Here is a 12,115-nt window from a genome sequence, read left to right as displayed (position 1 = left end):
TTGGAAGTGACATGACCCGACGTCAACGCAAGGCAAAAATCGTCGCCACTCTCGGCCCGGCCAGTTCCGGCAAGGAAGCGATACAGGCGCTGTTCGAGGCAGGTGCGGATGTATTCCGCTTCAATTTCAGCCACGGCACGCATGAAGACCATCGCATGCGCTATGACATAGTGCGTGAAGTGGAACGCACCGTGGGCAGGCCGATCGCCATTCTGGCCGATCTGCAGGGTCCGAAGCTGCGCATCGGCCAGTTCGCGGAAGGACGGGTAACGCTGGCGGACGGCGATGAGTTCCGGCTGGATCGCAATCCCGCGCCGGGAAGCCGGCAAAGGGTATGCCTGCCGCATCCGGAACTGTTCGAAGTCATTGCTGCCGGACAGTCGCTGCTGCTCGACGACGGCAAGCTGAAACTGCAGGTCATCGATAGTAACGGCGAAGCCATCTTCACGAAGGTTGTTACCGGCGGCGTGCTATCTGACCGCAAGGGCGTCAACGTGCCGGACGTGGTGCTGCCGATCCCCGCGCTCACCGACAAGGACAAGCGCGACCTCGAATTCGCGCTCGCGCTTGGCGTTGACTGGATCGCCCTGTCGTTCGTGCAGCGCCCTGAAGACTTGGTGCAGGCGCGGGAGCTGATACAGGGCCGCGCCGGCTTGCTTGCCAAGCTGGAAAAGCCGGCCGCCCTCGACCGCCTGGAAGACATCGTCAAGGCCTCCGATGCGGTGATGGTGGCGCGCGGCGACCTCGGCGTGGAATTGCCGCCGGAGCGAGTGCCCGGCGTGCAGAAGCGCATCCTGCGCAGCTGCAGCAGGCAGGGCAAGCCGGTGGTAATCGCCACGCAGATGCTGGAATCCATGATTTCGGCGCCGGTACCGACCCGCGCGGAAGCCTCCGATGTGGCCACCGCGATCTACGACGGCGCCGATGCGGTGATGCTGTCGGCCGAATCGGCGAGCGGTGCCTTCCCGGTGCAGGCGGTGGCGATGATGGACCGCATCATCACCGAAGTCGAACGCGACCCGCAATACCGCAGCGTGATCGACGCGCATCGCGGAGAACCGCTGCCGACGCGCGGCGATGCGATCTGCTCAGCGCTGCGCAGCGTCACGCAGATCATCGGCGCGCAGGTCACCATCACCTACACGACATCCGGACACACCAGCCTGAGGGCGGCGCGCGAACGTCCCGCGGCGCCGATCCTGAGTATCACGCCGCACCTGTCGACGGCGCGCAAGCTGGCACTGGCCTGGGGCGTGCATACGACGGTGAGTCCGGATGTGCGCAGCGTCGAGGAAATGGTGGCGGCGGCATGCAAGACCGCCCTGCGCGAGCAGTTCGCGCGTCCCGGCGACCTGGTGGCAATCGCGGCCGGAATGCCGTTTGCGGAATCCGGAACCACCAACCTGCTGCGCATTGCGGAGGTCTGGGAGCAGGCGATATAGCGCCTGCACATTCGCTACAGCAGGTGATCCAGCAATTCCGGTCCGAAGACTTCGCGGTGCAGCCGGTTCGCCGGCACGCCTGCTTCGATCAGGGCCTTCCACTGCGCCTGCATGAAGCCGATCGGACCGCAAAGGTAGACATCCGTGTCTTCGCGCGGCCATGCCGGCAGCTTCGCGACATCCATCATGCCTTTATGGATTCCTTCGGCTTCGCCATCCAACGATTCATAGAAGCTTGCCACCGCCAGATTCGGCATGCGTCGTTGCGCGGCCGCGATGTCCGCACGATGCGCATGCAGCGCTTCGCTGCGCGCCGCGTGAGCGAACACCACACGCCTTGAAGTGCGCACCTGGGCAACCCGGTTGAGTACGGAAATCATCGGCGTAATGCCCACTCCAGCCGACAGCAGGACAATCGGCTTGTCGGAATCGGACTCCGGCGTGAAGTCGCCGAACGGGTGCGAAATCGCCAGCAAGCTGTTGCGCTCGATGTTGTGGTGTATCCAGTTCGAGACTTCGCCGGCCGGAGTGGCCGCATCGCCGCCTTCCCGCTTGACCGAAATGCGCAGACGTTCGGACGAGGGTGCATCGGAAAGGCTGTACTGCCGCAACTGCTGCCGGCCGCCGCCGAGATCGGCGCGCACGCTGACATACTGGCCCGGCTTGAATTGCGGCGCAGGCTTGCCGTCCACAGGTTGCAGAAGATAAGACTTTACATCGTCCGATTCCCTGACGACCTCGATCACCCGCATGTCGCGAAGCTGGCCGGGCGCCACGCCGGCCTCGGTATACAAGGATCTTTCCGTTTCGATCAGCAGCCTGGCAAGCGCGTTGTACGCTTCATCCCATGCCGACAGCAGCGGGGAAGTGGCGGCATCGCCGAGGGTTTTCTGGATGGCTCCGAGCAGGTGGCGTCCGACGATGGGATAGTGTTCCGCACGAATGCCGACCGACACGTGCTTGTGAACGATGCGGCTGACGACAGGACCGAGCGCGCCTGGATTGCCGATGTTGGCGGCATAGGCGAAGACCGCGGCCGCCAGGGAATTCTGCTGCGCGCCACTGGCCTGGTTACCCATGTTGAACAGATTGGTCAGTTCGGGATGGGCGGCAAACATGCTGCTGTAGAAGGTGCGGGTGATCGTCGTGCCATGTTCGCGCAGGACAGGTACGCTGGCATCGATATATGGGCGTGCTTCGGCTGAGATCATGATCTTCCCTTAAAGATGTTAAATAAATGTATGTTTATGAACGAAAAAGAAGGCGCTGCACGCCTGTCCTCGATTAACGCAAGACCGCCGGCCAATGAGACTGCGCTGCCTGCCTGTACTGCTGTTTTGCTGATGTTTTGCTGCCGTTGCGGCGATTCTATCAAAGATGCATAAATAATGCATCTTTGAGTTTCTACTCAGCTGCAATATCCGCAAGCGCTCGGCAGCTTGCTTGCGATGTTAGCCAAGTTCACGCCCGACTTTGCGGTCTTGACCCGGTCACTCTGGACTGACCATCGCGGGCTGCTTTTCCGTCTTGAATGAGTACCATGGCATCGCCTTGCGCAACGAGACGACATCGCCCGCAAGTTGGGTATCGTAGCCTGGCAGGTCGTTGATCAGGAGCCGCCACTCCTTGCTTCTGAGGAGTTCCCTGAGTTTCACGATGGCCGCTTCGTCCAGCGACTCCTTCAGGCAAACGAAATAATACTGCTCCCGTATCAGGGGAATGAATCCAAGCCCGGACTTGGCTGCGGCGGCCTGGATGCCGAAGCCGACATCCGCCTGCCCGGATGCAACGGCGGCCGCTACCGACAAATGCGTCGGCTCGGCGCTGTCAAAGCCGTTGATGCTCGCGGCGGCGATGTTTTCAGTCGCCAGCAACTGTTCGATTTCCAAGCGTGTGCCGGACCCGGGTTCCCGGTTGACGAAGCGAAGCTCGGGCCGCTTGAGATCACGCAGGTTCCGGATGTTCTTGGGATTGCCCGACCGCACGATCAATCCTTGCTGGCGCCCGACGAAATTGATCAGCTTGTGTTTTCCGGGCTTGAGCAGCTTCTTGAAGGTTTTCTGGGTCAGCGTTCCTTTCGCACGGTCCTCGCTGACATGGAACCCCGCCAGCAGGCATTCGCCGCGCGTTAGCGCCGCAATGCAATCCATGCTGCCGCGGAACTTGAGGTCGAGGTGCAACCTGGCTTCCTGCGCCATGTACTCTTTCAGGCGCGGCAGCGCCATGTCATGGCTGGCGTACATCGGCACCACGTGCGTGGTGGGATCGAATGCGAACGCAAACTCGCGCTCCATTTCGGAAATCAGGTTTTCAAGCTGAGGCAGCACCCGTGTTTTTGCGCGCTGCTCTGCATACAGCAACTTTTCACCAAAGCCGGACAGCCGCGCCCGCTTGCCGCGTTCCCAGAGAATGAGCTCAGATCCCAGGGCTTCTTCCCATTTTTTCAAGCTTCCCCAGACATGCCGGTACGACAGATCCAGACATTCGGCAGCTTGCGCCACCGAGCCGGTGCTGTGGATTGCGGCCAGCAGTTCGAACAAAGGATGTTCCAGATGCGGCTTGTTGATGGGTGAATCGGAAAAGGTATAGCCGACTTTGATATTAAACATATGCAAATCACTTCATAGGAAGTTGCATGTCCAGGAATTCTGTAGCATATCAACAATCTGGCGATGCCTGCTTGGCGCCGGCTTTTTTCCGGTTTGGCAGCCGACGGCACTCATGGTCATTCAAAAACATCCCGGTTAAATCAAGATAATCCGGAATTCAAACATAGGAATACCCGTTCATATTGGATTGCTAGCCGCAGGTGTTTACCATGGCAAGCAATGCCGGCGCAGGACAACCAAGGATCGAAGACCGGCTTCGAAAAATCCATCTGGAGATCTTCAATGTTGAACTGGAAAATGCGCGTTGCCGCCCTGGCCCTCGCTTTCGGATGTTCCGCCGCCGCCTTGCCGGCGATGGCACAGCAAGTCATCAAGCTGTCGACCACGACCAGTACCGACAACTCCGGATTGCTGAAATTTCTGCTGCCTGCATTTGAAGCCAAGACCAACAACAAGGTGAATGTCATTTCGGTTGGCACCGGCAAGGCGCTCGAACTGGCAAAGAACGGCGACGTCGACGTGACCCTCGTGCATGCGCGCGCGGCGGAAGACAAGTTTGTCGCCGAGGGGCATGGCATCAATCGGCGTGACGTGATGTACAACGACTTCATCATCGTCGGACCAACCGGCGATCCCGCCGGCATTGCCGGCAGCAAGGACGTTATCGCGGCGATGAAGAAAATCGTCAGCAGCAAGGCGAAGTTCATTTCCCGCGGCGACAACTCGGGCACCGACCAGATGGAAAAAGCCTACTGGAAAGAGGCCGACACCAAGCCGCAGGGGAGTGCCTATGTTTCAGCAGGACTGGGCATGGGTGAAGTCTTGAACATGGCCGCGGAAATGCAAGCCTATACCCTGACCGATCGCGCGACCTATGGCGCCTATCGGGCCAAGACCGGACTGGTGGTTGCGGTCGAGGGCGATCAGAAAATGTTCAATCCCTACGGCATCATCGCGGTGAATCCCGCCAAGTACAAGGACATCAATCATAAGGGTGCGATGCAGCTCATCCAATGGATTACTTCCGACGAGGGGCAACGGAAGATCGCCGACTTCAAGGTGGATGGTCAGCAGCTGTTTTTCCCGTCCGCGAAGAGCGCCAAGTAGGTGCCGAGCAGGTGTCCGATATTAAGCGCCATACGAGCCTCGTCGGTGATGCGGTCTCCGTGGAGATCGTGCCGAATGCGGATATGGGAGTATCAAGTGAAAGAGCCTGTTACTGTTACCAGTGTGCCGTTTCGCCGGTCGGCGAAAGCACGGACATCTGCTGGCAGGTCATGCCTCCAAGGTAAGGCGGCGGGAAAAACGCTATGAACGACGCATTGAACGACGAATTTCGCATATCCAGCCTGGACAACCTGGAGCGCCTGTATGGTCCGCCGAACAGGACTTCGCGCCAGGAAGCCCCGCATATCAAACCAGAATTTCATCAGTTCATCGAGAAAGCGCCGTTCGTGGTGCTTTCCACAATCGGGCCCGATGGCCTGGATGCTTCCGCGAAGGGCGATGCCGGCGGGTTCGTCGATGTGATTGATGAAAAGACCTTGCTGATTCCGGAACGCGGCTCTCACGGGCGCAACGACAGCCTCAGGAATATCGTGGCCGACCCGCGTGTCGCGCTGATTTTTCTGGTCCCCGGCATCTCGACGATGCTTAGGGTGTGCGGGCGTGCTCACGTCAGCGTCAATCCTGATTTCCTGGCCCGGTTTCCTGCCAAACCCGGTTTAGTCTCTTCGGTGATCGTGGTGCATGTGGAAGAAGCTTTTCTCCAGTGCGCGCGAGCATTGGAGAAATCCGGGCTTTGGACTTCCGATCCCTGACCGTCACTGGCCGGTGCATATGCTTATGCTTCGGGTCGCGTCCGGAGCCGTTCCACCTTACGATGCGAAGCGAACGAACCCGCAAGATGCGCCGAAAACGGGTGAAGCAAAAAAGGTCCGCGCCGAAGTGGCGCGGACCTTTCACAGGGTCTGGTGGTGCCTGCGTGCCTGAGGATCAGCGATGGGCGCGCACCTGGTTGCGCATGCCTTTCACCTGGTCGTGGTTCTGCATCACGCCCTGGTATTGCCGCTCCACCACGGAGCGGACTTCCACCGGCAGGTCCTTCGCCAGCGCGTCCTCATAGCTGCGCTTTGCGACATCCTCGCCGCGTTCGCATTCATTCAGGATGGACTCGTCGTCCTTGCCGGTCACTGCCGACTTGATATCAACCCAGCGGCGGTGCAAGGTGCCGCTGACGCTGGAAGAAGTCTCGGGAGAACCGCCGTACTCCTCGACGATATCCTGCAATTCGGCGGCGGCCGTCGCGCAGCGATGCGCACGGTCGGTGAAGTAGGACTTCAGCTCCGTGCTCGAGATATCCTCCGCGCAAGTGCGAAAACCTTCTTCGCCATCCTTGCAGGTCTCGATCAGATCATTCAATGTGGAAATGACTTCGCTCTTGTCCATGATGGCTCCTTTTAATTAACTTCAGGTAAGGCAACGTTCATGCAGGCAGAATGCGTGCATGGCACCACAATGACGCTTTGCCAACTGAAAAGTTCGCCATCCACGATTTGCGCAATGTTTTCATGCTTGAACGTCGGCAAGACGCTTGCCGCCTGCTAGCCGCCCGGCTTGTCTCCGCTTCGTTGCAGCAGGGTCTTGAACGCACCTTCCATTTCCTCATATCCGCCTTTGCCGACGTGCTGATGCTGGATGCGCCCTTGCGATTGATCACATAGGAGGCCGGCCAGTACTGGTTGCGGTAGGCATGTTTGCAGGAAGCGCCGGAATCGAGCTTTCTGCAGCTGGAGAACGAATATCGATCGCGGTGCGCGATTGCGGGCCCGGCATCCCCGAGCAAAAACAGGCTGCCGTGCCGCAACCCTTCTATCGATTGGAAAGTTCGCGCTATCGAAACCGGAGGCAGCGGTCTCGGCCTGGCGATTGCACAGCAGCCCTGTACGGCACTCGGCGGCACGCTCGCCATCTCGAACCGTGAGGGTGGAAGATTGTGCGTGCCTGGAGCTGCCGCCGACGGCATCGCGATGGTGCGCGGTTCCTCGCGGCGTGGCGGACCCGGATGCGGGTCCACGGTGGTCACTGCTCCGGAAGCTTTGCAATGACCTTGATTTCGAACTGGAAGCCATAAAGCCACGTCACGCCGACGGCGGTCAGCGTCGGATGCGGCGCGCCGCCCCAATAATCGGGTACGACCTTCCAAACCTTCTCGAAGCTGGATTCGGGATTGACCATGAATACAGTCACGTCGACCACGTCGTCGAACGTGCATCCGGCGGCAGCCAGGATTGCATTGAGATTGTCGAATGCGAGCCTGACCTGCGCCTCCAGGTCGGGTTCCGGCGAGCCATCGGCGCGGCTGCCGACCTGGCCGGAAACAAATAGAAAACCGTTGGACCGGATTGCAGGCGAATAACGATTGCGTTCGTACAGCGCCTGTCGGCCAGGCGGAAAAACTACATCGCGTCTTGGATTTGTCATTGATCTTCTCCATAAAGGGCCTGTACGGCCCGGGTTAATACCAATCCCAAGCCATTCCATGACATGACTCAGCATTGGTATACGTTGAAGTCAACTCTATCCCGTCAGGCGGCATTGATAAACCAGCGGATCCAGCCATCACTATTTGTATAATCCAAACAATTCAACCCATTCAACTTATTCAACCCATAGGCAGGCCGGAAATGGACCGTTTCGATGCAATGCAGGCATTTGCCCGGGTGGTGGAAGCCGGCAGCTTCACCAAGGCGGCCCAGACCCTGCACATGAGCAGGACCAGTGTGACGCAGCTGGTGCAGCAGCTCGAAGCCCGCTTGCGTGTCAAGCTGCTCAACCGCACCACGCGCAGGATCAGCGTCACTGCCGATGGCGCGGTCTTTTACGAGCGGGTCCTGCGGTTACTGGCCGATCTGCACGAGGCCGAAACGAACCTGCCCAATGCGTCGGCGTTGCCGTCAGGTCGACTGCGCGTTGACGTGCCCAGTCCGCTCGCGCGCATGATCCTGGTGCCGGCCCTGCCTGCGTTTCACGCGAAATATCCCGACATTCAGCTCGACATGGGGGTAAGCGATCGCAACATCGACCTGATCGGCGAGAACGTCGATTGCGTGGTGCGCGGCGGCGAACTCACCGATCAGTCCCTGATGGCCAGGCGCGTCGGCGAACTGCAGCTGCGGGTCTATGCCGCTCCCCGTTACCTCGAACGTGCCGGCACGCCTTCCCATCCGGAAGAACTGGAGAATACGCATCACCGCATCGTGGGATTTCTATGGTCGCGCATCGGCAGGGCCTTTCCCTACGCCATGCACCGGGACGGCAAGAGCCTCAACGTGCATGGCAATTATGTGCTGGCGGTGGATGACGGCAACGCTTATCTCGAGGCCGGCCTGGCCGGCATGGGGGTTCTCTGGCTGCCCGACTACATGGCCAGGCCGCACCTGGCGCGCGGCGAACTGATTCCGCTGTTCGAGGACTGGCGTCTCGACCCGATGCCGCTCTACGTGGCATTTGCGCCGAATCGGCATGTCGGCATCAAGCTGCGAGTGTTCATCGACTGGGTCGCCGAACTGCTGGCCGAACATGCGCCTGTACAGGCGCCCGCCGCTGGCCGGCACAAGCCGCATGCCCCGGATGGTGCCAGCGCCGTCAAGGTCTGAAGCCGCCTTCCCTTACTCGGCTTCGCAGTCCCGGGGGCAGCGATTCAAGTCCTTGTTCCAATCCTTGTTCCGAAGTTTGCCGAAGGGCCGCTCTCGTTGGGTTCATCCTCGAGAACTTCAGTAGGCGAGCCGCTGGTCGAGGCAGCCGTCGCGAAGTTGCCGGGCCGAAGCATGCCGCACGATGCGCCTGAATCCGAACCTTGGCCCTCCGCGAAACTTTTCAGCTTGGCCAGGCTTCGGGTCAGGTGCTGCGACGTTTCCGCGTCAGTGTCGCCTGCCATTGCGCCCGGGAACTGTCCCGACTCTATTTCCAGACTGAAGATCACTCTTGACGCCTCTTCGCTGATTGCCTGCACCTCAAGCCTGCCGGAGTTGCTGATGCCATTGGTGTCCTGCCAGGCGATGCGGCGCTGCCTGTCGTCCGTGGTTACCGCCGAATCCCATTCCACGGCGCGGTTTGCCATGGTTGTGGTCCAGCGCAGATGCGTGTCATCGATCCGCTCCACGTGTTCAACGTTGTCCATGAATTGCCCGTAATCCTCGAACCGGGTGAGATGGTTGAAGAGTGTTTGAGCGGGAACGTCCACGTCGATAGAATGTTGAATCGTTGCCATGCCTGATGTCCTTTCATTGCGGGAAATGGAACGCCTGACCGTTCCGCGGTTCATCGGACATCAGAGTGGAAATCGATCGACAAGTTGCCCTTTCGCCCAAGCCGGGCGATCGGGCATTCGATAGAAAACGTGACGGCAAGGCTTGCATGAAAGCACCAGACACATCAGGCACATCAGGCACCTTGATTATTCTTCCGCGCCTTCTCCAGCGCAGGCTTGAGAAGGCGGCATCGCAATTCATCAGCGAGGGAAATGCTTTTTCGGTGGACTTCGCGCATCCGCCCGGTGAAGCGGCACTGGTTCCAGCGGACTCGATTTCATGGAGAATTTTCAAGAATCCAGTTGCGTTGTTCCTCGGCGGCATCGCTGCCGTGCTGCTCGAACTTGCCGAGCCCAAGGTGCGCAGCGGGGTATGGGGCCATACGAACTTTCGTTCTGCGCCGCTGCGGCGCATGCAGCGTACCGGCTTTGCCGCCATGGTGACAGTGTATGGCGCCCGCAGCGCGGCCGAGGAAATGATTCGCCATGTCGGGCGCATGCATGCGAGTATCAGCGGGATCACGCCGGACGGCAGGGCTTATCGTGCCGATGACCCTGCGCTGCTTTCCTGGGTGTACGCAACTGCAAGCTTCGGCTTCATCGAAGCCTATCACGCCTATGTGCGCCGGCTTGCGCCGGAAGACTTCAGCCGTTTTTATACCGAGGGCCAGGCTGCCGCTGGCCTGTACGGGGCAAGATGCACGATCGGCTCCCGGCCTGAAATGGCTGCCTTGCTCGACCAGATGGGCGGCGCGCTGGAACCCTCAAGCATCCTGTTCGAATTCCTGGACATCATAGAAAACGTTCCGGTATTGCCATCCCCGCTGTATCGGCTCCAGCCCATGCTGGTCAGGGCGGCGGTCGAACTCGTGCCGCCGGCTCTTCGCGCGCGGCTCGGGCTCTCGCAGCACTGGAGCCTGCGGCCGTGGCAGCGCGGCGTTGTCGCCCGGCTGGGTGCGCTCTCCGACCGGGTCCTGCTGACCTCGTCACCCGCGGTTCAGGCGTGCCGGCGTATTGGCCTGCCGGATGGTTATCTCTACAGGAGCGCCGGCTAGAACGGCTTCGCCCTGACCGGCTTAGGCGAGGTCGAGGCGGATTGTTTCTGGGACAAGGCGTGGCGAGGCGACATGGCGGGCTCGGCGGCCCCGCACAACGCGGTACCAGAAGCAATCCGCCTGGGGTCGGCAAGCAGGTCAGGGCGAAACCGCTCTAGGTGCGTTCTGATCTCTCGCAGCCTTGCGAAGCTGTAGGCTATTCAAGTCATGAGAACTCTCGGCGGAACCAAGGCAAGAATTGCCATTATCCGCTATGCAACAACTGGCCTGTGATACAGAGCGGAGCCGGCTTAATTACCTCTCGGAGGGCCCTTGGATGGCTAAAACCCATTTGAATCAAATCGAAGGCGACAATCGCACATGATTGTGGAACTTCCCAAGTCTGGTAACCACATAAAATAACTGAATATTTTTGCAATACATACATGGCAATTGTAGTCGAGACCCCGCATGACTTTCATAGGACTGTTAAGGAAAAAGTTTTGTAAGCGTTGAATTGAAGTAAATCGTGTTTCATCGCATTCACGATGATTAGCCGGGTTCAGTTGGTCTGGCTCGACATAGCTTTATCAAAAAATTTAAAGTTGCTGAGATTTATTATTCATTTCATTTCTGCGAAAGGACTACAGTATGGCGATCCCTCCCAACAGCCGTCGCAATTTCGACCCGAGCGTATTCAATGAGTCAGATATGCGTAAGACTGATGGTAGATACGTTGCGACTGACTACCAAGCCACCCTGGAACTTAGGAAATTTATCAAAGATAATTCGTCGGACGGATTTATTTCGAAGGACCAGCTCACTGAAGGCGTCGCAACGGGAACGGTGAATATTGGCGGGAAAGACGTTTCGCTCAACGAGAAGCAAAAAGCGGCTTTCGCGAAGCTTGCCGCTGACGACTACAGTCTTTTTAATAGACTGGATGCCGGCACCAAAGGGGTAAAATCCTATGATGGCTTTGTTGGTGTAGTGGATTGCAATGACGCGATTCAGGACTCCGCAAAATTGCACGGAAGTGATAAGTCGAAGAAAGGATACTGGACTGATGCTGCCAAAACCATGTCGGAAAGTGAGGCAAAAAAAATCCTATTGGATGTCTTCGGAGATGACAGTCCAGATGATTCACAGAGGTCTATGGAATGGGTAAGAGGTTGGGCTAATAACCCTGCGGCGTACACTGACATTGATCCGGAGCGGGCTCATGCAGCAATCGTGCTGTTGTCTCACCTTGACGAGGTCAACCAGAAAGGTGGCGACCCGAATATGATTACCAAGGGAGAAATACGCAATTGGAAAACTGATTGAATCAGCCCGCATCGACAAGCGATGACGTGCGGTCCATGACGTGCAGTATCTCTCTGCCGAGGACTTATCGACAAAAACCCGCAGGAGGTAGGTCACTGTGATCTTGATAAATCCGGATTGGTAAAAGCAACTCGCGTCCGTCGCATAAAAAACAGATAGACGGGAATCGAATTTACATTCGCAATCTTAAAATGCAATTGCGATGAGAAACTACCGGTCAATCCGATAGTGAATGGTTTTCGTGGCCGTTTTCTAATCTTCGGTCCAGCAGCGATGTGCTCGCTGACATGAAATCACTTGAACGAACTGGACGGAACAAGCAGATTAATCTGTACCGCACGACACTGGTTGCCAGCCGGTTTTGAGCAATGAAAGACGAAGCCGGCGAAATTC

The 12,115-nt window shown here is 58.4% G+C and carries 13 protein-coding genes; 8 read left to right on the top strand and 5 right to left on the bottom strand.

From position 1 onward, the window contains the following. Positions 1-11 precede the first annotated feature (11 nt). Entirely contained in the window at positions 12-1,442 is a 1,431-nt protein-coding gene (pyk, locus tag RY831_RS22425; RefSeq protein ID WP_326508604.1) for a pyruvate kinase, read from the top strand. Positions 1,443-1,456: 14 nt separating this feature from the next. On the opposite strand, the gene hmpA is transcribed toward pyk, so the two are convergent. Together hmpA and RY831_RS22415 are read right to left on the bottom strand one after the other, a co-directional pair. After that, positions 1,457-2,653: an NO-inducible flavohemoprotein gene (gene hmpA / locus RY831_RS22420; RefSeq protein ID WP_326508603.1), complete on the bottom strand. Its 1,197-nt coding sequence runs from the start codon at positions 2,651-2,653 to the stop codon at positions 1,457-1,459. Between the two features lie 279 nt (positions 2,654-2,932). Continuing rightward, positions 2,933-4,051, bottom strand: a complete 1,119-nt coding sequence (locus RY831_RS22415; protein ID WP_326508602.1) for a substrate-binding domain-containing protein — start codon at positions 4,049-4,051, stop codon at positions 2,933-2,935. A gap of 282 nt (positions 4,052-4,333) precedes the next feature. Here RY831_RS22415 and RY831_RS22410 point away from each other — a divergent pair, with 282 nt between their 5' ends. Together RY831_RS22410 and RY831_RS22405 are read left to right on the top strand one after the other, a co-directional pair. Beyond that, positions 4,334-5,158, top strand: coding sequence for an ABC transporter substrate-binding protein (locus RY831_RS22410; RefSeq protein WP_437126315.1), 825 nt, complete (start codon positions 4,334-4,336; stop codon positions 5,156-5,158). A gap of 203 nt (positions 5,159-5,361) precedes the next feature. Then, positions 5,362-5,871, top strand: a complete 510-nt coding sequence (locus RY831_RS22405; RefSeq protein WP_326508601.1) for an MSMEG_1061 family FMN-dependent PPOX-type flavoprotein — start codon at positions 5,362-5,364, stop codon at positions 5,869-5,871. Positions 5,872-6,046: 175 nt separating this feature from the next. Here RY831_RS22405 and RY831_RS22400 read toward each other — a convergent pair whose 3' ends face one another. Then, positions 6,047-6,499 carry a ferritin-like domain-containing protein gene (locus tag RY831_RS22400; RefSeq protein ID WP_326508600.1) on the bottom strand — a complete coding sequence of 151 codons (453 nt, stop codon included), beginning with the start codon at positions 6,497-6,499 and terminating at the stop codon, positions 6,047-6,049. A gap of 50 nt (positions 6,500-6,549) precedes the next feature. On the opposite strand from RY831_RS22400, the gene RY831_RS22395 reads away from it, so the two are divergent. Together RY831_RS22395 and RY831_RS33540 are read left to right on the top strand one after the other, a co-directional pair. Continuing rightward, positions 6,550-6,774: a hypothetical protein gene (locus RY831_RS22395; RefSeq protein WP_326508599.1), complete on the top strand. Its 225-nt coding sequence runs from the start codon at positions 6,550-6,552 to the stop codon at positions 6,772-6,774. Positions 6,775-6,803: 29 nt separating this feature from the next. Beyond that, positions 6,804-7,034 (top strand): ATP-binding protein, encoded by a 231-nt coding sequence (locus tag RY831_RS33540; protein ID WP_496196645.1) that lies wholly within the window; start codon positions 6,804-6,806, stop codon positions 7,032-7,034. 98 nt (positions 7,035-7,132) lie between these two features. On the opposite strand, the gene RY831_RS22390 is transcribed toward RY831_RS33540, so the two are convergent. After that, on the bottom strand, positions 7,133-7,534 hold the full coding sequence (locus tag RY831_RS22390; RefSeq protein WP_326508598.1) for a RidA family protein: 402 nt from the start codon (positions 7,532-7,534) through the stop codon (positions 7,133-7,135). Positions 7,535-7,737: 203 nt separating this feature from the next. Between RY831_RS22390 and RY831_RS22385 the strand changes: the two genes are divergently transcribed. Further along, positions 7,738-8,709 carry a LysR family transcriptional regulator gene (locus RY831_RS22385; RefSeq protein WP_326508597.1) on the top strand — a complete coding sequence of 324 codons (972 nt, stop codon included), beginning with the start codon at positions 7,738-7,740 and terminating at the stop codon, positions 8,707-8,709. A gap of 44 nt (positions 8,710-8,753) precedes the next feature. On the opposite strand, the gene RY831_RS22380 is transcribed toward RY831_RS22385, so the two are convergent. Further along, complete coding sequence (locus RY831_RS22380) at positions 8,754-9,323, bottom strand: SRPBCC family protein (protein WP_326508596.1); 570 nt, start codon at positions 9,321-9,323, stop codon at positions 8,754-8,756. Positions 9,324-9,469: 146 nt separating this feature from the next. Between RY831_RS22380 and RY831_RS22375 the strand changes: the two genes are divergently transcribed. Further along, positions 9,470-10,417 carry an oxygenase MpaB family protein gene (locus tag RY831_RS22375; protein WP_326508595.1) on the top strand — a complete coding sequence of 316 codons (948 nt, stop codon included), beginning with the start codon at positions 9,470-9,472 and terminating at the stop codon, positions 10,415-10,417. 630 nt (positions 10,418-11,047) lie between these two features. Then, positions 11,048-11,722, top strand: a complete 675-nt coding sequence (locus tag RY831_RS22370) for a hypothetical protein (protein WP_326508594.1) — start codon at positions 11,048-11,050, stop codon at positions 11,720-11,722. Positions 11,723-12,115 lie beyond the last annotated feature (393 nt).

Origin of the sequence: Noviherbaspirillum album (assembly GCF_035916955.1) — a bacterium.
Taxonomy (GTDB): domain Bacteria; phylum Pseudomonadota; class Gammaproteobacteria; order Burkholderiales; family Burkholderiaceae_D; genus Noviherbaspirillum; species Noviherbaspirillum album.
The sequence above is the reverse complement of the archived record's forward strand: the minus strand, read 5'-3'. Positions and strand labels throughout refer to the sequence as shown.